Source organism: Paenarthrobacter aurescens, from assembly GCF_025421775.1.
Lineage (GTDB): Bacteria > Actinomycetota > Actinomycetes > Actinomycetales > Micrococcaceae > Arthrobacter > Arthrobacter aurescens_B.
The window spans coordinates 1-22,539 of the sequence record NZ_JAOEFX010000006.1; the positions used below are offsets into that span (position 1 = coordinate 1).

The 22,539-nt window shown below is 64.0% G+C and carries 20 protein-coding genes; 16 read left to right on the plus strand and 4 right to left on the minus strand.

All coding sequences use genetic code 11. From position 1 onward, the window contains the following. On the minus strand, positions 1-297 hold a 297-nt coding region (locus tag N7568_RS13590), incomplete at its 3' end, for a hypothetical protein (RefSeq protein ID WP_261610334.1). Between the two features lie 14 nt (positions 298-311). On the opposite strand from N7568_RS13590, the gene N7568_RS13595 reads away from it, so the two are divergent. Further along, positions 312-1,517 (plus strand): cupin domain-containing protein, encoded by a 1,206-nt coding sequence (locus N7568_RS13595; RefSeq protein ID WP_261610335.1) that lies wholly within the window; start codon positions 312-314, stop codon positions 1,515-1,517. A 131-nt stretch (positions 1,518-1,648) separates the two neighbouring features. After that, positions 1,649-2,497 carry a sucrase ferredoxin gene (locus N7568_RS13600; RefSeq protein WP_306422924.1) on the plus strand — a complete coding sequence of 283 codons (849 nt, stop codon included), beginning with the start codon at positions 1,649-1,651 and terminating at the stop codon, positions 2,495-2,497. Here the strand turns inward: N7568_RS13600 and N7568_RS13605 are convergent. Next, positions 2,451-2,678, minus strand: a complete 228-nt coding sequence (locus N7568_RS13605; RefSeq protein ID WP_261610337.1) for a hypothetical protein — start codon at positions 2,676-2,678, stop codon at positions 2,451-2,453. The genes N7568_RS13600 and N7568_RS13605 overlap by 47 nt on opposite strands. Positions 2,679-2,781: 103 nt before the next feature. Between N7568_RS13605 and N7568_RS13610 the strand changes: the two genes are divergently transcribed. After that, positions 2,782-3,687: a spermidine synthase gene (locus N7568_RS13610; RefSeq protein WP_261610338.1), complete on the plus strand. Its 906-nt coding sequence runs from the start codon at positions 2,782-2,784 to the stop codon at positions 3,685-3,687. Here the strand turns inward: N7568_RS13610 and N7568_RS13615 are convergent. After that, positions 3,670-5,442 carry an ABC transporter ATP-binding protein gene (locus N7568_RS13615; protein ID WP_261610339.1) on the minus strand — a complete coding sequence of 591 codons (1,773 nt, stop codon included), beginning with the start codon at positions 5,440-5,442 and terminating at the stop codon, positions 3,670-3,672. The genes N7568_RS13610 and N7568_RS13615 overlap by 18 nt on opposite strands. Next, positions 5,439-7,208 carry an ABC transporter ATP-binding protein gene (locus N7568_RS13620; protein WP_261610340.1) on the minus strand — a complete coding sequence of 590 codons (1,770 nt, stop codon included), beginning with the start codon at positions 7,206-7,208 and terminating at the stop codon, positions 5,439-5,441. Before N7568_RS13620 ends, N7568_RS13615 begins: the two co-directional genes overlap by 4 nt. Positions 7,209-7,248: 40 nt before the next feature. On the opposite strand from N7568_RS13620, the gene N7568_RS13625 reads away from it, so the two are divergent. The 13 genes from N7568_RS13625 (at position 7,249) to N7568_RS13685 (ending at position 22,537) form a co-directional block, all read left to right on the plus strand. Further along, a complete protein-coding gene (locus tag N7568_RS13625; RefSeq protein WP_261610341.1) occupies positions 7,249-8,115 on the plus strand; it encodes a helix-turn-helix domain-containing protein in 867 nt (288 codons plus the stop codon). Positions 8,116-8,260: 145 nt separating this feature from the next. Continuing rightward, positions 8,261-9,193 carry an ABC transporter substrate-binding protein gene (locus N7568_RS13630; protein ID WP_261610342.1) on the plus strand — a complete coding sequence of 311 codons (933 nt, stop codon included), beginning with the start codon at positions 8,261-8,263 and terminating at the stop codon, positions 9,191-9,193. Continuing rightward, positions 9,190-10,071 (plus strand): siderophore-interacting protein, encoded by an 882-nt coding sequence (locus tag N7568_RS13635; protein ID WP_261610343.1) that lies wholly within the window; start codon positions 9,190-9,192, stop codon positions 10,069-10,071. Before N7568_RS13630 ends, N7568_RS13635 begins: the two co-directional genes overlap by 4 nt. Then, complete coding sequence (locus N7568_RS13640) at positions 10,072-11,181, plus strand: iron chelate uptake ABC transporter family permease subunit (RefSeq protein ID WP_261610344.1); 1,110 nt, start codon at positions 10,072-10,074, stop codon at positions 11,179-11,181. Continuing rightward, the gene (locus N7568_RS13645) at positions 11,178-12,266 is read left to right on the plus strand and encodes a FecCD family ABC transporter permease (protein WP_261610345.1); all 1,089 of its coding nucleotides are present in this window, start codon (positions 11,178-11,180) and stop codon (positions 12,264-12,266) included. The genes N7568_RS13640 and N7568_RS13645 overlap by 4 nt, the downstream gene beginning before the upstream one ends. A 23-nt stretch (positions 12,267-12,289) precedes the next feature. After that, positions 12,290-13,153 carry an ABC transporter ATP-binding protein gene (locus tag N7568_RS13650; RefSeq protein ID WP_261610346.1) on the plus strand — a complete coding sequence of 288 codons (864 nt, stop codon included), beginning with the start codon at positions 12,290-12,292 and terminating at the stop codon, positions 13,151-13,153. Positions 13,154-13,287: 134 nt separating this feature from the next. Then, positions 13,288-14,787 (plus strand): aldehyde dehydrogenase family protein, encoded by a 1,500-nt coding sequence (locus N7568_RS13655; protein ID WP_261610347.1) that lies wholly within the window; start codon positions 13,288-13,290, stop codon positions 14,785-14,787. A 26-nt stretch (positions 14,788-14,813) separates the two neighbouring features. Next, positions 14,814-16,877: a primary-amine oxidase gene (locus N7568_RS13660; protein WP_261610348.1), complete on the plus strand. Its 2,064-nt coding sequence runs from the start codon at positions 14,814-14,816 to the stop codon at positions 16,875-16,877. 25 nt (positions 16,878-16,902) lie between these two features. After that, positions 16,903-17,637, plus strand: coding sequence for a TetR family transcriptional regulator (locus N7568_RS13665; RefSeq protein ID WP_261610349.1), 735 nt, complete (start codon positions 16,903-16,905; stop codon positions 17,635-17,637). Positions 17,638-17,694: 57 nt separating this feature from the next. After that, the gene (locus N7568_RS13670) at positions 17,695-19,038 is read left to right on the plus strand and encodes a phenylacetate--CoA ligase family protein (protein WP_261610350.1); all 1,344 of its coding nucleotides are present in this window, start codon (positions 17,695-17,697) and stop codon (positions 19,036-19,038) included. Continuing rightward, a complete protein-coding gene (locus tag N7568_RS13675) occupies positions 19,035-20,225 on the plus strand; it encodes a thiolase family protein (RefSeq protein ID WP_261610351.1) in 1,191 nt (396 codons plus the stop codon). Before N7568_RS13670 ends, N7568_RS13675 begins: the two co-directional genes overlap by 4 nt. Continuing rightward, a complete protein-coding gene (locus N7568_RS13680; protein WP_261610352.1) occupies positions 20,225-21,019 on the plus strand; it encodes an alpha/beta hydrolase family protein in 795 nt (264 codons plus the stop codon). The genes N7568_RS13675 and N7568_RS13680 overlap by 1 nt, the downstream gene beginning before the upstream one ends. Before the next feature lie 72 nt (positions 21,020-21,091). Beyond that, positions 21,092-22,537, plus strand: coding sequence for an APC family permease (locus N7568_RS13685; RefSeq protein ID WP_261610353.1), 1,446 nt, complete (start codon positions 21,092-21,094; stop codon positions 22,535-22,537). The last annotated feature ends 2 nt before the right edge of the window (positions 22,538-22,539 follow it).

The window sequence follows — 22,539 nt, forward strand, 5'->3', positions numbered from 1 at the left end:
GACGGTGGCGCGGCCGGCACCCCGGGCGTCCACGACGGCGGCGCTGATGGCGGTGCCGATGGGGGCGCAGACGGTGGCGCAGACGGTGGTGCTGAAGGCCCCGCGGACGGTGGCGCGGCCGGCACCCCGGGCGTCCACGACGGCGGCGCTGATGGCGGTGCCGATGGGGGCGCAGACGGTGGTGCTGAAGGCCCCGCGGACGGTGGCGCGGACGGCACCCCGGGCACCCACGACGGCGGCGCTGATGGCGGCGCTGACGGTGGCGCCGACGGTGGCGCTGATGGCGGTGCCGAACAACGAGGCAGCTGAGTTTGAGCTCCACCAGCACTGATTTCCAGGACCTCGGCGCGGTGAACGGCGCCGGGGTCTTGGAAACACGCCTGATTGACATCGGCCGTGAGAGGTTCGCCAACGACGTCTGGGGGCGCGCTGCGCTGCTCACGCGTGGTGTCAGCGACTTCTCCGACGTGTTCTCAGCCAACGCCGTTGACGAACTGATTTCGCGCCGAGGACTACGGACGCCTTTCCTGCGGGTCGCCAAGGGTGGCTCCACACTTCCCGAGTCTTCGTTCACTGCCCCGGCGGGTGTGGGTGCCACTATCGGGGACCAGCTCGACGACACTGAGCTTTGGCGCAAATTTGCCGACGGTGCCACCCTCGTCCTGCAGGCGCTGCACCGCACATGGGAGCCCGTGTCGCGCTTCAGCACTCAGCTGAGCACCGAGCTTGGCCATCCTGTGCAGGCCAATGCCTATATCACCCCGCCTCAGAACCGTGGTTTCGATGACCACTATGACGTCCACGACGTCTTCGTCCTGCAGATCGAGGGCACCAAGCGCTGGATCATCCATGAGCCTGTCCATGAGGACCCGCTGCGGAGCCAGCCTTGGACCGATCGCCGCTCCGCCGTCGCGGAGGCCGCTCAAGGCGAGGCTTATATCGACACGGTCCTGGAACCAGGCGATGTCCTCTACTTGCCGCGTGGTTGGTTGCATGCCGCCCAGGCGCAGGGCAAGGTCTCCATCCATCTGACATTGGGAGTCCACAACTGGACCCGCCATGCGCTGGCTGAACACCTCGCACAGGCCGCACTGGCAGCGCTGGGAGACGATCCCGGGATGCGCCGATCCTTGCCGTTGGGAGTGGATGGACCCGATGGGGAGATCGCCGCCATCCGTGAGCGTCTCGCCGCTGCTGTCCTTGACGCCGACACCACTTCCCTTTTCCACCGCGCCCGGAGGGGACAGGGACGCCCGGCCCCGCTTGGACCGGTAGCCCAGCTCGCGGCCATCGAGGGCCTCGGCCCCGAGTCGTCGGTGCGGCTTCGGGATGCACTGGAAGCGCGTCTCGAGGGCTCACGCTTGACGACGCGCGTGGGCTGGCTCGACTTCCCCGAGGCGAACCTGCCGTCCGTACGGCGCCTGATGGACGGCGGGAATCACTTGGCGTCTGATCTCGGCGTTGAACTCGTCGAAAGGCTGTTGCGCGCAGGAGTTCTCGTCCCCGTTGAACAGTGACCTTGAGTTGAACGGTGACCTTGAGTTGAACAGTGGCCTGAGTTGAACAGGGGCCTCGAACCGTGACGTCCCCAGTGGCTGCGACAGGACGGTTCTTCTGCGCGGAAAGCGCCCGGATGCGGGGCGACTCGATGGCAGGTACCGCGCCGCCAGGCTTGGTGTGGATCCTCATCGAGTACCGGGGCGGGTGGCCGCCCAATGGCTTCGAGGGCCTCAATCTGGAGGCAGGGACCAAAGCCCTCGTATTAGCCGCCGCGCGGACGGCGAATGCGCGGGTTCTCCTGGTGCGGCGGCCCGGCACCCGCCGGCGCCCCGGTCCCGGCCGTTGGGCCGTTCTGCGTCATCAAAGCTCCGGCGCGTATCTGCAACTATGGGGAACGTGGGACCGGGATGTGGACCTGGCGCAGATTGCTTCGGCCCTGGCCTCTCCCGGAAGGCCCGGTTTCCCGCCGGTCATCCTGGTCTGCGCCCATGGTCAGCATGACGCCTGCTGCGCAGTGCGCGGACGACCCGTGGGACGTGCTCTCGGTGAGCGTTGGCCAGAGCTGGTGTGGGAGTGCTCCCACATTGGCGGTGACAGGTTCGCGGCCAACGCCGTCATCGTCCCCGACGGGGTGTACTACGGCGGGCTCGACGCGGAGTCCTCCGTTGCTACGGTCGGGGAACACCTCTCGGGCCGCATCCACGCAGAGTATCTCCGCGGGTATACGGATCTCTTCCCACCACAACAAGCAGCCGTGGCGGCCGTGCTCGGCCAGTTCGGCCCCGCCGGGCGGAACGATTATGTGGTTACCGAGACCGTGCGTGAGGGCGAGTACTGGCGCATCCACATCACCGGCCGCCCGCCCCGCCCGGCGCATATCGATGTGGAACTGCAGGCCCGCCGCTCACCGCCGTGTCAGCTGACCTGCCTGGCGCCGGCGGTTGGCTCGGTCATGGTCTACGAACCCACTTCCATCCGCGAAGCCCGACGTTGGTAGACCGCAGGCCTTGCCGGAAATCCTCATAACGGGATTCCGGGTCTTCGGGCTGATCCATGTCCAGCGGCGAGTCCAGCAAGCCCGGCGGTTTGGGCACTCGGGCCAGCAGCAGGCAGACAACAGTCAGCCAGGCCACCGCGACGGTCAAAACCTCCGCCCACACCAATTCGCCAAGCTCCATGATGAGATCTTATGGCCCAGGCAGTAAAACTGTAAGCATCCTTATCACTGGTGTGGCTCTGGCTCCACTAGGCTTGAAGCATGACTCAGGCAGGGCGGAAGTAGTGGCGAAACGCGGTAAGAAGTCGACGACGGGAGTCGTCGAGGTGCCGGCCGGAACCCGTCCTGACGGTCCGGTCGCCGGGATTTACTACATCGATACCGGCGACTGCGAGCTCATCCCGGACCAGGACAACTCCAATGGCTGGCTGCTCAAGATCAACGGGGTCATGAGCTCGCACATTGACCTCGCCGATCCGCTGTTCCTGGATTTTGAGTACATGCGCTGGATCGCTGCCTTGGTTGAATCACGTTGGCCTCGGGAGCAAAAGCCGAAGCTGCGTGCCCTGCATCTTGGCGGGGGAGCGTGCTCCATGGCACGGTACTTCCACGCTGCCTACCCGGAAGCGCGACAGGTAGTTGTTGAGCTGGACGGAAAGTTGGCTGACTACGTCCGCGGCTGGTTCGACCTTCCCAAGGCCCCTCTGCTGCGGATTCGCGTGGGCGAGGCGCGGGAAGTGACAGAGTCGCTCACTCCGGACACGCGCGATCTCATCATCCGCGATGTGTTCGCTGGTGCCTTCACGCCCCGGGCACTCATCACCCGCGAGTTCACGGCGCATGCGGACTCGGTCCTCGCCCCCGATGGGCTGTACGTCGTCAATTCCGGTGACGCTCCGGACCTCAAGAACGCCCGGGCCGACGCCGCCACCATCGCGGACACGTTCGAGCACACCATGATCATCGCGGACCCGGCAATGCTCAAGGGCCGGCGCTACGGGAACATGATCATGGCCGGCAGCCACGCGCCGTTCGGCGACGACCCCACACTGGCCCGCAGGCTCTTGGGCGGAGGCGTTCCCGCGCACATTTGGGATGATGCCAAGGTACGCGCGTTCGCCGCCGGAACGCCGGTGCGGCACGATCCGGTTGCCGAACGCGCCGCCGAGGCTTCAATTCCGGCTGAGTGAGCTGTTCCACGCTTCCCACAGATGGGCATAGCGCCCGCCGTTGACCAGCAATTCCGCGTGCGACCCCGACTCGACAATCCGCCCATGCTCCATCACTACTACGGTGTCCGCGGTGGCAGCCTGGGACAAGCGGTGCGCGATCACCACTGAGGTCCTGCCCGCCAGGGCGGCTTCGGCTGCCTGATCCAGCATGGTGGCAGACCCTGTTCCCGCCTCTGCCGTGGCTTCGTCGAGGACTGCAATGGGCGGGTCCTTGAGCATCAGGCGGGCAAGAGCCAGTTGCTGTGCCTGCTCCGGGGTGAGCTGGTGGCCGCCGGCGCCTACGGGAGTTTCCAGTCCGTCGTCGAGCGTTTCAAACCAGGAAGCACCCACGGCGTGCAGGGCGTGCGCGAGTTCCCCGGGTGAAGCATCGGGCTTGGCGAGGAGGAGGTCCTCGGCGAGTGTGCCGGAAAAGACGTGCACTTCCTGGCTGACCATTGCGATGCGCTCATGAAGATCTGACGGCGGAGCTGCGGCGGAGTCCACCCCGCCCACCCATGCGGTCCCGCTCTGCGGGTGCTCCAATCCCATGATCACCTTGGCCAGGGTGGTCTTGCCGGCGCCCGAGGTTCCTACGATCGCCACGCGCTCGCCGGGCCTCACGGTGAGCGAGACACCGTGGAGTGCGGGCCGCTGACCGGGATAAGCAAAGGTGACCTCGTCCAGGACGACGCCTGCGGCATTAAGCGGGACTGCGTCAGTAAGCGGGGCCATGGCCGGGACGGTGGTCGGCGCCGCGGACATGGTCAGCCCGAACATCCGGCCCAAACCGGCAGCTGCCTTCTGGAGCTCGTCGAACTGTCCCAGGACCAGGCCGATCGGATCGAACAGCCGGTAGAAGTACAGGGCAGCGGCCGTGGCGGCACCAATTGTCACGGCGCCCTCGGCGTGGAGCCAGAAGCCCACCACCAGCACGGCGGACAAACCGATGAGCTCGGCCAAATTGAGTCGGTTGTAGAAACGGGTCAGGTAGTTGACGCCCTTGAGTGCATGGCCGATGTTCTCCTGGGAAGCTGCAGCAACAAGATCAGCGTGGCGTGAACCGATGCCCAAAGCCAGGACAGACGGTGAACCATGGACTGTCTCGATGATCTGCTCCGTCCGGTTGGCCTCGGTGATCCGAACGGTCCGGTAGATAGGGGCGGTTCGCTTGAGGAACCAGCGCAAGGTGAAGATCTGCAACGGCGCGGCAATGAGCACCGCGACGGCGAAACGCCAGTCGATCACGCCCAGACCCAGCAGCGTCACAGCGATGGTGAAGGCCGCGCTGGTGAACGCGGGCAGGACTCCCGAGATCGCTTCGCTGACGGCTTCGACATCGCCGGACACGCGGGCCACGACGTCGCCGATGCCGGCCTTTTCCAGTTTCGCGAGCGGCTTGCGGACAGCTGCAGCGAACACTTCCTCGCGCAGCCCGGCCAGGGCCTCCTCGCAGATCCGTGCCAGCAGGTTCTGACCCATAATGCCCAGCAGGGCACCCAGACCACCGGCAACCAAGAGCCCGATCGCCAGCCAGAGGAGGGACATGACGTCGCCACCGCTGGCTGCGATGTTGACCATGATGCCCAGGATCGCCGGGGCCGCCAGTCCGCAACAGGACGCCGCGAGCAAGACAATTATGGTCAGGGCGAGCCGGCCCGGGCGCTGCGCCAGCAGGCGCCACATGGCCTTCCGGGTCTCACGGGGGGTGGCAATGGGAAGGATGTCGGCGCTCAAGAGCCCACCACCTCGCGGTAATCAGGGGACGTGGCAAGAAGTTCGCGGTGTGTACCGGTTTCAGACGTCCCGTCGGCTCCGCCCACCACCACCCGATGGCACACGGCCAGCAGCGTGGGGCTGGTGGTCACGAGGACCAAGGCCTTGTCCGGGAAGTTGCGCAGTCCGTCGGCGATCACAGCTTCGGTGGCGGTGTCGACGGCGGTTGTGGGGTCGTGCAGGACCAGTACCGGTTGCTGCTGGTGCAGGGATCGGCCAAGGACCAGCCGCTGCCGCTGGCCGCCGGACAGGCTCTGGCCATGTCCGGTGAGGATAGTTTCGGTGCCTCCCGGCAGTTGCGGGACGAAGTCCTCGACGGCGGCAGCCGCCATGGCGCGCTCCTGCAGTTCGGTGCTGGCTACTGCGATGTTTTCGCGGACACTGCCGCGGAACAGTACTCCGTCATGGCTGTCTGCGAAGATCCTGGACCGGAAGTGGACCGGGTCCAGGTCTGCGGCGTCCTGGCCATCGATGGCCACCAATCCGCGGGGAGCGGGCGTGCGAAAGCCCAGGGTGTCCACCAGGAGCCGGGCTTGAGTGCCGCTGGGAAGCACGACGCCCACGATTTCACCTGCCGAGGCTGTGAAGGGAGGGAAAGCAGCGTCGCCGGAGCCGGGCCGGAGTTCCAGCAGCGGCACTGGTTCGCCCTGGGAGGCGAGCGTTGCTGCTGGGTTGGCTGCCGCCGTCGTGCGTTCTTCTGATTCAGGTGCGGGGACAGCGTCCGGTTCCGCGAGCAGGACTGCTATGCGGGCAGCTGAGGCGCGCTTCCGGGCGAGTTCGACGCTGAGGAAGCCAAGTGCGGTCATGGGGCCCTGAACGAATTGCGTCACGCCAACAACTGCTACCAACTGCCCCACAGTGATGCTGCCCTGGACGGCGAACCAGGCCGCGAAGAAGGCGATTCCGGCCAGGAACGCTGCCGACAGCGCGGTGCTGGCGCCGTTATAGGCAGATCGGGAACGGACAGCCCGCAACCCCGCCACCAAGGATGTCCGGCTGGCGGTCCGATAGCGGGTCACTGCTGCATCTTCGGCGCCCAAACCTTTGAGGGGTCGTGATCCCGTGATGAAGTCCGTCGCCAGGGCGCCGGCGCGGGCCGCCGTCGACTGCTCCACGTCGCTTCGGTCCTCCAAGGGTTTGGTGAGCCGGCGCATGACCAACAGCATCACGGGAGTCGCAATGAGAACGGCCAGTCCCAGAGGGACGGAAATGAGGAGGAGTGTTACGGCTGATGTGACGACGCCGGCCGTGGCAGCGAGGGCACCGGCGATCAGCCACGCCAAGCCGGCCACCCTGTCAGCGTCGGAGGATGCAATGGCAACAATTTCGCCGGGTGCGCGCCGGGCGGCCATCCCGCGGGGGTGCAGGGTGCGCTCCACGGCAAGTTGCCGGAGGTCGTGGGAGCTCAGAAGGAAGGAACGCTCGGTGGCCAGTGTGCCAAGCCGCCAGGAAAGTGCCAGCACGACGAACACCACAGCCAACGCGCCGAGCCATCCGAGGAGGGCGCCGAAATTGTTCGGTTGAATGGCGTTGTCCACTGCGGCGCCGATGGTTGCAGGGACCAAAGCCTCGCTGACCTGATGCAGTCCAAGCCCGGCACAACCGGCCAGCAGGAGCTTCCAGCGGCCATTGGCGAACAGTGCGACGGTGAAAAGTCTGGAGACCTTCCAAGGTGCTTGCTTGTTACGCCCGGGTGGGCAGGACGGAATGGCGGAACTGGAGGGCATGCTTACCATAGTAAGGCTCACCTAACTTCAAGAAGGCCAGATGACCCGCCAAGCTTTATCGCAATCCGGACAGTCCGTACCGCCGGTGGATGCAGAGCCGGACTTGCGGCCGGATGCCCCCGACGAGGACCCGGCGTCCTTTCCGGTGTACGGCGTCTACACGGGATACTTCGAGTGCGCCACGCCCGCGACGTGGACTGACCATGTCCACGAAACCCATGAGCTGCTGTGGGGCGCCCGGGGTGTGCTGACCGTTGAGGCCGACGGTGGCTTCTATGCTGTTCCGGCCACCTTGGGGCTCTGGATTCCCGCGGGCGTGGTCCATGCCGTGAAATCCACGCAGGGGACCGGGTTTTACTGTTCGCATATTGATGCGCGGGTTGCCCCGAACCTGGCAGCTCGGACTGTGGCGGTCACGGTGCCCACTGCCGCTCAGGAGCTGTTGCGCCATATGAGCGCCTTCGACATGGACGACTCCCTGAGGAAGCGTTCGGAGCAGGTGGTGCTGGGGTTGCTCGACGTAGTGGATGCGCGCCCCATGCTGCTGCCGATGCCCACCGATCCGCGGCTGGAGCTTATTGCCCGCGCCCTCCTGGACGACCCTGCCCTGGACCGCTCGTTGGAGGAATGGAGCGTTGAAGTGTCCATCAGTGTCCGCAACCTGTCCCGCCTGTTCCATAAGGAAACCGGCATGACGTTTGCACAGTGGCGCATCCACGCCCGGGTGCGCGTGGCGCTGGGAATGCTGGCGGCCGGGTATCCCGTTTCGTCCGTCAGCAGGCGGGTGGGCTACAACAATCCCAGCGCCTTCGTCCAGGTGTTCCGAAAGGTCATGGGGCACACTCCCGGCTGGTACGTATCCTCGCTTAAGGCCGGAAACCACCACTCTTTGGCCGGTTCCGAATAGAATCCACCGGTTTTCGACGCTCAGGCATTGTTAGGGTAGGTATACCTAACTTCGGCGGCCAGTTCAGATACATGCGGCCGCTACCGGGAGCTCTCCGTCTCCCCTGAGAATCAAGAGGACCGCAGTGATTTCACGCTCTAAAACCATGTCTGCCGCCGTTGCGGCCTTGGCTTCCGCAGCTCTGCTCTTGAGCGGTTGCGCCACCACTGACGCCAGCGCCACCACCACATCAGCAACCCGGACGGTCCAAAGCGAGGTCAAGGAAGTTGTCATGCCGGCCGAGCCGAAAAAGGCCCTGGGCATGTACACCACTGACCTGGACATGCTCATCACCCTCGGCATCCCACTCGCGAGCCAGCAGCCCATCCGTGACAGTGGCTACAACGGCTTCCCGTACTTCTTCGACCAGAAGGCGCTGGAGGGCATCACGCCGTTCACCAACTACCCGGAGTTCAACTTTGAGGCCATCCTCAAGGCGCAGCCGGATGTCATCCTGAACGGCCTGGGTTACGAGAAGGAGCTTGACGCCAAGCTCTCCGACATCGCCCCGACCTACACTTTCAACGGATTCGACGGCAGCGACTGGCGCACCAAGTTCAAGACCGTGGCCGAGGCGTTTGGCAAGACCGGGCAGTACCAGGCGTGGATGGACAAGTACCAGGCGAAGGTGGACGACGTGAAGAAGCGTCTTGCTGCCGCCGGCAAGAGTGACCTCGTGGTGGGTCCTGTGGACTACTACGAGGACCAGGTTTCCGTCAGCTGCTACGGAACGCCATGCCTGGTCATCAAGGACCTGGGCTTGAAGATCTCCCCACTGGCCGATGGTGAAGGCGCCAAGCTGAGTGCAGAGCAGCTCGAACAGCTCAACGGCATCGACGTCGCAATCACCACCGAGGTTCCGGAAAAGGACGGCGCCAACCCGGACGCCTTCGCGCCGCTGGCAAACAACAAGCTGTGGACCTCGCTGCCCTTCGTTGCGAACAAGGAAATCCACACGTACGACCTCGAAATGATCTACGGCTCCCCGAGCGGACAGTACGCCCTGCTGGAGAAGATCGAAAAGGCGCTCCTGCCATGATGGGCATCTACCGGGCCGAGGTCATTTCCACGCGCCTGCTGACTCCTGGAATGGTGCGGATTACCTTCGGCGGTCCCGGGCTCGCCGGCTTCGAAACGACAGGTGTCGGCGACGAATACCTCCGCGTGTTCCTGCCGGATCCCGGCACCCATGAAGCACGCCTGCCCATTTCCACCGGGGACTCCTGGGACTGGTCGGAGGGCGTCGAGCCGTCCGCCATGCGGACGTACACGGTCCGCGCCGTGGACGCTCCCGCAGGAACCGTGGACATCGACTTCGTGGTTCACGACGGCGGATTGGCAGCTTCCTGGGCTCAGCGCGCCCAGATGGGTGACGTCGTCGGGCTCAACTCTCCAACCGGACTGTATGAACCGCCGGCGGGCCTGCAATGGCAGATCCTGCTGGCAGACGCCACCGGCCTGCCGGCAGTGGCACGCCTCGTCGAGCAGACGCCGCCCGGTGTCCGGACCCGGGTGCTGATCGAGGTTGAGGACCCATCCCACCAACAGGAGCTCACGCTCGGTGCTGGAACCGAGGTGGCCTGGATTTACGGCGGGAACGGCCACAGCCAGTCCCGTCTTGACGAGGTCCTGCGTTCCATGGAACTTCCCGGCGGCACAGGCTACATCTGGGTGGCCGGCGAGACCAAGGTGCTGCGCGGGATCCGCAAGTACCTTCGGCACGACAAGAAGCTCACGCCCGGGTCCTACAAGCTGATCGGCTACTGGACGGACAAGAGCGAAGCCTGGGAAGAGCGCTGGGAAAACCTCGACGCCGACACCCGCCGCTGGTTCGACGACCTCTGGTCCAACGAGAAGCGGGATCGCGAGGAAATCGTGGATCTGCAGGACGCCAAGTTCGAATTGCTGGGCCTCTAAATGGCGTCCGGAACCATGGCGCCGCGTTCTGCTGTCACTGAAGTGCAGGACGCGGCGCCGGTTTCAGCCAAGGGCGCGCGCCCGGGTGGTCCACGCCCAGCGGGCTTGGTGGCCATGAACCGATACCGGCTGCTGGGATTACTCGCAGCTGTTGCCGCATTGGCACTGGTCCTGTGGTTGAGCCTGGTGGTGGGCTCCAAGGATGTGGACATGGGCAAGCTTTGGCCGGCGATCATCGCGTACGACGGCTCGCCGGAGCACGTGATCATCCACGACCTCCGCCTGCCCCGCACTGTCACCGGAGTGGTGGTGGGCATTGCCCTCGGGCTGTCCGGGGCGCTGATCCAGGCGCTGACACGCAACCCGTTGGCGGACCCCGGCATCCTGGGCGTCAACGCTGGTGCGGGGTTCTTCGTGGTCCTGGGTGTAGCGCTCTTTGGAGTCACCAGCATTCAGGAATATATCTGGTTCTCCTTCGCGGGCGCAGTGGTGGCTACTGTGGCCGTGTACTTCATCGGGTCAAGGGGGAGGGGCGGGACAACCCCGCTCCGCCTCACCCTCGCCGGAGTTGCCCTGGGAGCTGTCCTGGGCGGTATTTCGTCCGGCATCACGCTCCTGCGCCCTGCCGTTTTCGACAGCATGCGCAGTTGGAGCGCGGGCACCTTGAGCAACCGCACGTGGGAAATCTTCACCACGGTGGCGCCGTTCATCATTGTTGGAACGCTCATAGCGCTGGCCATGGCCCGGCCCCTGAATGCCGTGGCAATGGGGGATGACACTGCCAGGTCACTCGGCGCCAACATCGTGCGCACCCGGATCTGGACCATCGTGTCCGTCACCTTGCTTTGCGGCGCCGCGACGGCAGCCGCCGGCCCCGTCGGTTTCGTGGGCCTCATGATCCCGCACGTTTCCCGCTGGATCGTCGGCCCGGACCAGCGCTGGATACTGGCCTACACCCTGGTGCTCTCGCCCGTGCTGCTGCTCGTGTCCGACATCGTGGGGCGCCTTGTTCTCCGCCCCGGCGAAATGCAGGTAGGAATCATCACCGCTTTCGTTGGGGCGCCCGTCCTCATTTGGCTCATCCGACGCCGGAAAGTGAGCACCCTGTGACTTCGGTTGACCAAGCGACTTCCCTTGACCAGGCGGCGTCCATCGACTTCGGCCGGCGCACCTTCGCCATCCGGCGCTTTGGCGGACGCGTCTCACTTCGCATCGACGTCCGCACCCTGGTTGTCACCGCCGTCCTGTTTGCCGCCGCCCTGGCGCTCGCCGTCGTCGCCCTTGGCTTGGGCGAGTTCAGCGTTGCGGTACCGGACGTTGTTTCTGCGCTGCTGGGTCACTCCAGCGGCGCCGTGCACATGGTGGTGGTGGAGTGGAGACTGCCCCGCGTCCTCCTGGCCTTGTTGTTGGGGGCGGCCATGGGGGTCAGCGGGGCAATCTTCCAATCTCTGACCCGCAATGCGCTGGGAAGTCCGGATGTGATCGGCTTCAACACCGGCGCCTACACCGGCGCGCTGATGGTCATTCTGCTGATGGGCGGCGGCTACTTTGCAGTGTCTGCCGGTGCGCTGGTGGGTGGTCTGGTAACCGCGGCACTCGTGTACTTGTTCGCCTACAAGAAGGGCATCCAGGGTTTCCGGCTCATTATTGCGGGCATCGCTGTGAGCGCCATGTTGGCCTCGGTGAACACCTTCATGATCCTCAAGGCCTCGCTTGAACAGGCCATGTCCGCGGCCGTTTGGGGTGCCGGTTCCCTGAACAAGATCACGTGGGATCAGGTGCTGCCGGTGGTGGCCGTCTTCGTGGTGCTGCTGGCGGTGTTGTCAGCTTACGGGCGGCGGCTGGGCCTCTTGGAGATGGGCGACGACGCCGCCCGGGCCTTGGGCGTTCGGCTGGAAGGCTCGCGGCTGGTCCTCGCCGTGGTGGGTGTGGCTTTGACGGCAATGGTCACTGCTGCTGCCGGCCCGATCGCCTTTGTTTCCCTGGCTGCCCCGCAGCTGGCACGCCGCCTCACCCGCTCCGCTTCTGTGGGAATGGTTCCGTCGGCCGCCATGGGTGCGTTCCTTTTGGTGGCCAGCGACATCGTGGCGCAGAACCTTTTCGCGCCGATCCAACTGCCCGTGGGTGTGGTGACCGTCAGTATCGGTGGCTGCTACCTCGTATGGCTCCTTGCCCGTGAAGTGAAGCGGCAATGACTGAAGAATTGAAGGAGACTGCTATGTCTGACGTGTTGGTTGAATCGGTAGTTGTTCCTGGTTCGGCGCCGGGTGCCGCGCGTCCCGCTGGTTCGGGCCTCTCTGGTTCGCGGCTCAGCGCCCGGAATGTGAGCCTTGGCTACGCTGGACGCACGGTGTCTTCCGCCTTGGATGTTCGCATCCCCGACGGTGAGTTCACCGTGATTGTGGGCCCGAACGCTTGCGGTAAGTCGACGCTGCTGCGGGCGCTGTCCCGGCTGCTGGAGCCCAGCTCCGGGTCCGTGCTGTTGGACGGCAAGAGCATCTCGTCCTTCGGGGCCAAGGAAGTGGCCCGACGTCTCGGCTTGTTGCCGCAAAGCTCCATCGCGCCCGACGGAATCACCGTGGCGGACCTCGTTGCCAGGGGGCGCTACCCGCACCAGAAGTTGTTGCGGCAGTGGTCTGAGGCAGATGAGGACGCGGTGCTTCAGGCGTTGGAAGCTACCAATGTTGGTGGGCTGTCCGGCCGTTTGGTAGACGAGCTCTCCGGTGGGCAGCGGCAACGCGTGTGGGTGGCCATGGTCCTCGCCCAGCAAACCCCGCTGCTTTTGTTGGATGAGCCCACTACGTTCCTTGATATCGCGCACCAGATCGAGCTTCTGGAACTGTTCCGCCGGCTCAATCGCGAAGGCAACACCCTGGTGGCCGTGCTCCACGATCTCAACCACGCCTGCCGCTATGCCACGCATCTGATCGCGATGAAGGACGGCGCGGTGGTTGCCGAGGGCCGGCCTGCAGATGTGGTGACGGCCGAGCTGGTGGAGCACGTGTTCGGCCTGCCATGCATGGTGATCGACGACCCCGTGAGCCATACGCCCCTGGTGATTCCGCTGGGGTCCTACTCCTAGCCTCACGGCCCCTTCCTGCCACCTCGGCGAAAGCCTCAACCACGCAACCTCTTCAGCAATTCCGCCTTACCTATTGTGCTTGTCAGTGAATGCCACTAATCTGTCACTTACTGTCATTTAGTGAGGTGTGTCATATGTTTGTTTCAACAGAGTTTGTTCCACCCCAGGTCCTCGATTCCTTCCTTGCACGTGCGCATCGGATGCTGATCGCGGACCAGTGGGTGGATGCCGCAAGTGGCGCGGAGATCGACGTCGTTGATCCGTCCACGGGCGGCTTCATCGCCAAAGTTCCCGCTGGCGACGAGCTGGATGTGGACCTCGCGGTGAGCGCCGCCCGGATAGCGTTGGAGGGACGGTGGGGCTCGGTGCTGCCGCATCAGCGCGCTCAGCTGATGCACCGCCTCGCCGACCTCATCGAGGAGCGCGGCGAGGAGATCGCGGCCTTGGAAGCCCTTGAGCAGGGAAAGCTTCTCGATGTCGCCCGGACCGTTGAGGTCGGCATGGCGGCCGACTACATCCGGTACATGGCCGGGTGGGCCACCAAGATCGAGGGCAGCACCTTCGACCTTTCGCCCACCGACGACGACGGCACGCGGTTCCATGCCTTCACCCGGCGTGAGCCAGTGGGTGTAGTGGCTGCCATCGTGCCGTGGAACTTCCCCCATCTCATGGCTGTGTGGAAGGTAGCACCGGCGCTTGCCACCGGGTGCACTGTGGTGCTCAAACCGGCAGAGCAAACCCCGCTGACCGCGCTGCTGCTCGCCGAGCTCGTGCTCGAGGCCGGCTTCCCGCCCGGCGTCCTCAACGTCGTCACCGGGTTGGGTCACCAGGCTGGCGCGGCGCTGAGCAAGCACCCGGGGATCGACAAAATCGCTTTCACCGGCTCCACCAGCGTCGGCAAGCTCATCGGTATCGAGGCCATGAAGAACATGACCCGGACCTCGCTGGAGCTGGGCGGCAAGTCCCCGGTAGTGGTGCTGGACGACATTGACCCGGAATTCATTGGTGCGGGGATGTTGCGTGCGCTCTTCTTCAACTCCGGCCAGCAATGCGTTGCCGGCTCGCGGCTGTATCTGCCACGTCGGCGCTACGACGAATACCTTACGAGGATCACGTCACTCGCTGACAGCCTTCGTATCGGGTCACCCTTTGACTCCAATGTTCATCTTGGTCCCCTGATTTCGGCAGAACAACGTGACCGTGTCTGCAGCTACATCGAGTCAGGCCGCGCTGAGGGCGCCGAGGTCATTCTGGGAGGAAACGCCATCGACGGGCCCGGCTATTTCGTGGAACCGACCATCCTGGCGAACACCGATCATTCCATGAGGGTGGTCCAGGAAGAGATCTTCGGCCCCGTGCTGGTTGCCATGCCATACGACGATATTGAGCAACTTGTCGAAATGGCCAACGACTCCGAATATGCCTTGGCCGCGAGTATCTGGAGCCAGAACATCAGCCGGGTCCACGAACTCGTGCCCCGACTCAAAGCAGGAACCATATGGGTCAACACCCACGGCGTCCTCGACGCGAACATGCCATTCGGAGGGTTCAAGCAGTCGGGCTTGGGCCGTGAGCATGGCAAAGCGGCGATCGAGCACTACACCGAGACCAAGTCGGTGTGCATTGCCTACTGAGTTGTGTCTGAAGAGGAGCAAGTGAAATGAGCAAACAATTGGAGGAGGCCCAGGGTCTCAGCCTGGAAGAACAGGCAACCGGACTGTCGATTGGAGACACCCGCCGGTCGCCCGAACGGGCAGTGACCAGGGCTCGTAAGGTGCAGACTCTCCGCGAGCGGTACGCCGCCCGTGCGGAGGAACTCGCAGAATTCGCGCACCCGCTGGACCCGCTGTCCCCTGATGAATACGAGCGTGTGGCCAGCACAGTCCGCCACGACGCCCGCTTTGACTACCACATGCGGTTCGCGTCGATTGAACTCACGGAACCCACCAAACAGCAACTGGCCAGCGGCGCGGATATCGAGCGACAAGCCGAAGTGCTGCTTCTTGATGGACGACGCCGGGTCACCCACCTGGTCAGCGTTGATGTCCGCAAGAAATCGGTTCTGTCCTGGACGGACATGCCCGGTCAGCAACCGGCCATCACTATCGATGAGTTCGTTGACATCGAAATAGAGACAAAATCCGACCCGCGGGTGCAGGAAGCTTTGCGCAAGCGTGGCCTCGACTTGCAGCAGCGCGCCATGGTCATGGTGGATCCTTGGTCCGCTGGCAACTTTGGTGTGGAGGAGGAGCAAGGGCGGCGCATCGCCCGGGGGGTCTTCTACATGCGGTCCCAGAACGACGACAACCAGTACGCCCACCCGGTTGACGGGCTGGTGGCCCTTATCGATCTGGACACGCTGGAATTGGTGGGGCTGGAGGACGAGCACGTCTACCCGGTCCCGATGGAAGACGCCAACTATGGGGCCAAGTTCATCGACACCATGCGTGAGGACATCAAGCCCCTCGACATTGTCCAGCCGCAAGGGCCGAGTTTCACCGTCGAGGGCTGGAAGGTCAACTGGCAGAAGTGGAGTTTCCGAGTCGGCTTCAGCCAGCGTGAAGGCCTGGTTCTGCACGACATCCGCTATAACGACAACGGAAACGACCGGTCGATCATGTACCGGGCTTCCATTGCGGAAATGACCGTTCCGTACGGTGACACATCCCTCACCCAGCGTCGCAAGAACGCATTTGATGTTGGTGAGTACGGGCTCGGAATGTGCGCCAACGCCCTGGAACTTGGGTGCGACTGCCTCGGGGAGATCTACTACTTCGACTCGACGGTCATCAGCGCCCAAGGTGACCTGGATCCCCGCAACAACGTGATCTGCCTCCATGAGGAAGATGCCGGGATCCTTTGGAAGCATTACGACCAGCGCACCGACAAGACCGAGGTGCGCCGCTCCCGGCGCCTGGTGATCTCGTCCATCTCCACCATCGGCAACTACGAGTATGGGTTCTACTGGTACTTCTATCAGGACGGCACCATGGAGCTGGAAGTCAAGGCTACCGGCATCGTCCAGACCGGAGCCCTGCACGACGGCGAAACGAACCGGCACGGGACCAAGCTGGGCGCCAACCTGTACGCGCCTCACCATCAGCACTTCTTCTGCGTCCGCTTGGACCCGATGGTGGACGGCATCCAGAACCGCGTCACCGAGGTCAACACCCAAGCGGACCCTATCGGACCAAGCAACCCCTACGGCAACGCCTTCTATCCGGTGAAGACAACCTTCAACACCGAGTTGGAAGCAATCCGTGACCTGAACTTGGAGACCTCCCGTTCATGGGTGATCGAGAGTTCCACCACCAAGAATGCGCTGGGCGGAACCCCCGGCTACCGGTTGGTGCCGGGTGAGAACTGTAAGCCTTATGCCCAGCCGGGATCATCCATTGCCGCCCGGGCTGAGTACATGTACCACCATCTGTGGGTGACACCTTGGAACAAGGACGAGAAGTACCCTGCCGGGATGTTCCCGAACCAGGATCCAGGTGCGGACGGACTCCAAGTCTGGACTGCGGAGGACCGGAACATCCGTGATGAGGACGTGGTCCTGTGGTACACGCTGGGCCATCACCACTTGGTCCGTCCTGAAGACTGGCCGGTCATGCCTGTAGCGCGGATGGGCTTCGCCCTCAAGCCATCGGGGTTCTTTACGCAGAGTCCGGCAATCGACGTGCCTCCCTCCGAGGCCGTGGGACACTGCGAGGGTCACTGTTAGAAGCCCTACCGGGAGGTACTAGCCCATGTCGCCAACGAGCGAGCGTCGCAAATACGCCATTGCAGCCACTGCCATCAAATTGTTCATCGACCGCGGGTATGACGCCGTCACGGCCGAAGAGATTGCAGCGGAGGCCGGCATCGCGGCACGCACGTTCTTCCGTTACTTCCCCACCAAAGAGCAGGCCGCTTTCCCCGACCATGAGGAACGTGTCCAGAGGTTCAAGGGGGCATTGGCGGCACATGCGCTCAGCACCGACCCGATTGAGGCCGCCATCGACGTGAGCCTGGCATCCGCGCACGAGTATTTCGAACAGCCGGAGCTATACCGGCCACGGTACCGGCTGGTCCATACCGAACCGGCCTTGCGTGATCACGAACGTATTGCCGACCGTGCGTACGAGCTGGCCCTCGAGGAGTTTCTCGTCGGCCAGCTCGGCCACCCGGACAGCAGCGGCCAGGAAAGCCAGTCGGAGACGGAGCTTGCCGCCCGCATTTTCGCAGCGGGTTTGGTGGCGGCCGTGGACAGTGTTTTGGACACGTGGGCTTTCCAGGAAAACGTCGATCTTCCAGCGCTGCTGGACCGGGCAAGGGTTCTTGTCCGCCGGTCCGCACACGCTCTTTTCGCGACGGCCCAGCACGGTTCCTCCACAGGGGAAGAGGACCCCAGCCAGGGGCTGGTGCTGGTCATCTCTGAGGACCACGAACTGAAGCAGCAAATTACGGCCCTTGTCACCCGGCACCGGTCGCAAGAGAAATGACACCAGCGGCAGGCTCGCTCCCCAGGCCTCCGCGCCTTAACGCCATCAGGAGCAACAATGCAAGCAACCGCCACCACGACGGAAACCGCGGGCCTCGACCGCCGCCAGGTCCGTCACCTCCAGGAAGAACGGCTCCGGGTCCAACTCGAATACGTTCAACAGCACTCAACGTTTTACCGGCAAAAGTTTGCCGACGCCGGCATCGACTTCCCAGCGATCCGTTCAATCGCAGACCTGGCGGCTCTTCCCTTCACGGAAAAGTCTGAACTACGGGAAAGCCAGCTAACAACCCCTCCGTTGGGCGACCACGCGGCCGCGGCACTGAGGGATGTGGTGAGAGTCCACGCGTCCAGCGGAACCACTGGTCGGCCGAGCTACGTTGGCGTCACGGCAAAAGACGCAGACGCCTGGGCCGAGGTCGCAGCCCGTATCTACCGCTGCCAGGGCGTCACCGAAGACGACGTGGTGATTCATGGCTTGGCGTTGGGCTTCTTCGTTGGCGGATTGCCGCTCGCCGAAGGAGTGCAGCGTACAGGGGCGACGTTCGTCCCCGTTGGAATTGGTGCTACAGACCGCTTGGTACAGAGTGCACGGGATCTGGGCGCAACCGTCCTCTCCTGTACACCGTCTTTCGCGCGCTACCTCATCGATTACATGCGAAACCGGTTGGGGGAAGACCCCCGGACCCTGGGATTCCGGCGAATTTTGGTCGGGGCCGAACCTGGCGGATCCATTCCGTCGGTCCGCCAGGAGATCGAGTCGGCTTTCCGGGCGGAGGTCTACGAGAGCGTTGGCAACGCCGATGTCCTGCCCGTTTACTCGGCTATGTGCGGGGAATTTGACGGGAACCACCTGCTCGCCGAAGACCACGTCATTTTCGAACTGATCGATCCTGATACAGGGAACGTCATGGACTGGGTAGACGGCGCCGAGGGTGAGCTGGTGACAACGCATCTTGCGCGACAATGCGTGCCCTTGATCCGTTTCCGCACGCGGGACCGCGTACGCGTCAGGGCCGGTTTGTGCCCCTGCGGCCGGCAGTCTCCCCGCATCACCTGCATTGGGCGAACCGACGACCTCCTCATCGTCAATGGTGTGAACGTCTGGCCGTCAGCCATCAGCGACGTCGTAGCCTCCATGTCGCCGCGGACAACAGGTGTCTTTGAGATTCTGCTGAGCCAGACACCGCCCCTGGTCGAGCCACCCGTGCATCTCCGCGTTGAGCACGGCGGGACCGAAGATCCGGGCTCGCTCAAGACGGACCTTGAGCGGGAGCTGCGTGATCGGTTGATTGCCCGCTGCGAGGTTGAGCTGGTTCCACGTGGCACCCTGGAACGTTCAGAAGGCAAAACGCGCCTGATCCGGGTGCAGGCCGCCACGGACACAGGGGAACGCGCATGAGGTTCGAACGCGCATTTATCCCCTTGGGGGCTGCCTGGTCCACACCGTTCAGCCGTTGGCAGGGCAGCCTGGCATCTCTGTCCAGCCTGGATGTTGCTGCCGATGTGACCAGGCGGGCGCTCGCCGACCGTGGAGTGGATCCCGCTTCGCTCACCAACATCGCGCTGGGTATGACAATTCCTCAGCCTGAGGCCTTTTACGCGACACCGAGCTTGGCGTACCGGATCGGAGCCCCCACCTTGGGCGGCCCCATGATTGCACAAGCCTGCGCCACCTCGGCCGCCGTCCTCTCCCACGCCGCGCAAACTGTCGAAGGCAGCAATGAGGACGAACTCGTGCTGGCGGTCACCGCAGACCGCACCAGCAATGGTCCCCATCTGGTGTACCCCACGGGGGCCGGCCGTGTTCAGTCCGAGGACTGGGTGCTCGACAACTTTGCACGCGATCCGCTTACCGGGAAACCGATGGTTGAGACCGCGGAGCGGGTTGCCCGCGAAGCAGGATTCTCCAGGGCGCAGCTTGACGACATGACCCTGCTTCGTTCCGGGCAGTACCAGCGGGCCCTTGCTGGGGACCGGGCATTTCAGCGTCGCTACTTCGTCCCGGTCGAAGTCCCCGGACCGCGTGGAACCGTCCGGGTGGTTGACGCGGACGAGGGTGTCCGGGAGTCCACAAAGGAGGGTTTGGCTGCCTTGGCGCCGACGGTGCTTGGTGGTGTGGTGACCGCCGGATCCCAGACCCATCCAGCCGACGGTGCGGCCGGGATGTTGGTCACCACCCGGCCCCGTGCCTTGTCGCTGAGCAATCACGGCGTTGCCCAAATACTCTCGGTGGGCACAGGACGAGCCGAACTCGGGGCAATGCCAAAGGCGCCGGTTCTTGCGGCTGGACACGCCCTCCGGGACGCCGGCGTTGAACCGGGCGCTCTTGATGTGGTCACAACCCACAATCCTTTCGTCGTCAACGATCTGTGGCTTTGCCGTGAGCTTGGCCTGGATCCGGAGGTGCTCAATCCTTACGGGTCGAGCTTGATCTACGGCCACCCCCAGGCGCCCACGGGCATGCGGGCCATGGCCGAACTGATCGAAGCGCTGACTTTGCGCGGCGGTGGCACGGGTCTGTTCACAGGCTGCGCCGCCGGGGACAGCGCGGTAGCTGTGGTCCTTCGGGTGGAACTGGCCTCCTGATGCCTGCCTATGACCCGCCGGACAGTCTGCTGGACAGTTGGTTCGCCGACCTCGAAAAGTGGGACAGGGAGAGTATCGATGGAGCCACGGTTTCCGTGCGGACTGTGCATTATGGCGATCACCAGGACCAGGTGGCCGACGTATGGCAGCCCGTCGGTAACGCAACGGGCCGTGTGGTGGTGAGCATCCACGGAGGATTCTTCGCCGAAGAATACAAGCGGGAAATACATACCCCACTTTCGAGGGCCCTCGCCTGCCGGGGATTCACTGTGTGGAATGTGGAGTACCGGCGTGCGGCCCCTGGCCACGGCGGCTTCAGGGAAACCACCGATGACATCCGCAGGGCGGTCACCTTCGCTGCAGCGTCTGAATCCAGCAGGGTTGCTCTGGTGGGCCACTCTGCCGGTGGGTACCTCGCAGAGTGGGCTTCGGCCCTGGAACCGGTGGACCTCGTGGTCACTCTGGCCGCAGTCACGGACCTTGAGGATTCCGCACGTTCGGGTGACGACGACGGCGCAGTTTCCACCTGGCTCCGCGCGTCACCCGACCACAGCCCGGAGATCTACAAGGCGTCACGTCTGCGACGTAAGTGGCCAACAGGAGCACGTCATGTGATGCTTCACGGCACCCATGACCAGACCGTGCCCGCCACTCAAAGTCGCCGATACGCCGCTGCCGCCTTGACCGCAGGTGAAGACGTCACTCTGACGGTACTCGCCGAAACCGGCCACTACGCATTCATTGACCCCCGACAACCAGCCTTCCAGTGCGTTGTTCACGCACTGGCGCCCTGACTTCCCCTCCCCAGACCGGAAACTGCTCATCGCCACCAATGACGGTGGTCATCTGAGAGAAAGTAGAAAACCATGTCCAATGAAGAACTCCCAGAGCGACGAAATTCCACGCTGACCGACCCAGGGGGCCCTGCGCTCACCCGAAATCGTTTGGGAACACTGTCGATTGCCAGTCTGGTGGTGTCAGCTGTTGCCCCCGTGTCCGTCATGGCCGCGGCCACTCCGGTGATCTTTGCCGTGCACGGCCCGGCCACTCCGGCCAGCTACCTGATTGCCGGACTTCTGTTCGCTGTCTTCTCCGTGGGCTACGTTGCGATGAGCAGGCACATGGTGAACGCCGGCGGTTTCGTGGCATACGTCGCCAGGGCCATGGGCCCCACGGCCGGCACGGCGACAGCCGCCGTCACCTTGCTGTTTTATCTGGCAGCCCTGGTTGCCTTCTATGCAATCGCCGGGGTGGTGGCGGCTGGAACCTTCGGGCTGGACATCAACGCGTATTGGGTCACGTTCGCCGGCATCGCGGTCGTCGGAGTTCTTGGCTATCTAGGTGTCTCGGTGAACGTCAAGCTCCTGGTGATGCTGCTCGCTGTTGAGGTTGCGGCATTGGGGGTTGTTGCCGTTGCCCTCCTGATTCAAGGTGGGCCGCAGGGTTATTCCCTGGCGGGCTTTGATCCAGCCGTGGTCATCGGTCCTGGCTTCGGAGTAGCCCTCCTGCTGTCCATGACCTGCTACAGCGGGCTGGAGGCAACCGTGGTCTTCTCGGAGGAAGCCCGGGACCCCCGCCGCACTATCCGGCGTGCGGTCTACGTCTCGCTGGGCTTCGTCACTGGCTTCTACGCGGTGACAAGCTGGTTGATCACCGTCCACGTCGGCCCAGACGCTGTGCAGTCAATGGCCGCCGAAGATCCCGCTGGATTCTTCTTCGCCGTCACGGAAAGTGCCATGGGGCCTGGGTTTACCCGCTTCCTGGAAATTCTGGTGGCCACAAGTTTCCTGGCCCTCTTCATCGGCTTCCAGAGCATGATTTCACGTTACGTCTTCGCCCTTGCCCGGGCAGGGGCGCTGCCCCGGAGACTGGGAGCTACCAAGGGCGGCAACGGCAACCCGGCAGCTGCGTCCTTGGCGGTGACGGGCACCATTGCTGTTGTGATGCTCGCCTTTACGCTGGCGGGAGCGGATCCTGTGGCCGTTACCTACAGTTGGCTGGTGGGCTTGGGCACGGTGGGTCTGCTGGCTGTCCTTTCTCTGGTCAGCGTCTCTATCCTCATCTTCTTTTCACGGCATGAAGCCTCCGGAAATGTGTGGGCGACGCGGGTCGCTCCTGCCGTTGCCGCGCTCGGAATGGTCTGTGTCCTGGTCCTGGCGATCCAGAACTACCAGTTCCTGGGAGCAGCGGATGAGACCGCGCGTTTGCTGCTTTTGCTGATTCCGGTGGCCGCTGCCGCCGGTTGGGCGTACGCCGCGTATCGCCGGCGCAAGGGGCTGGTTCTCGATTACGCCACGGACCTGGGCGGCTGATT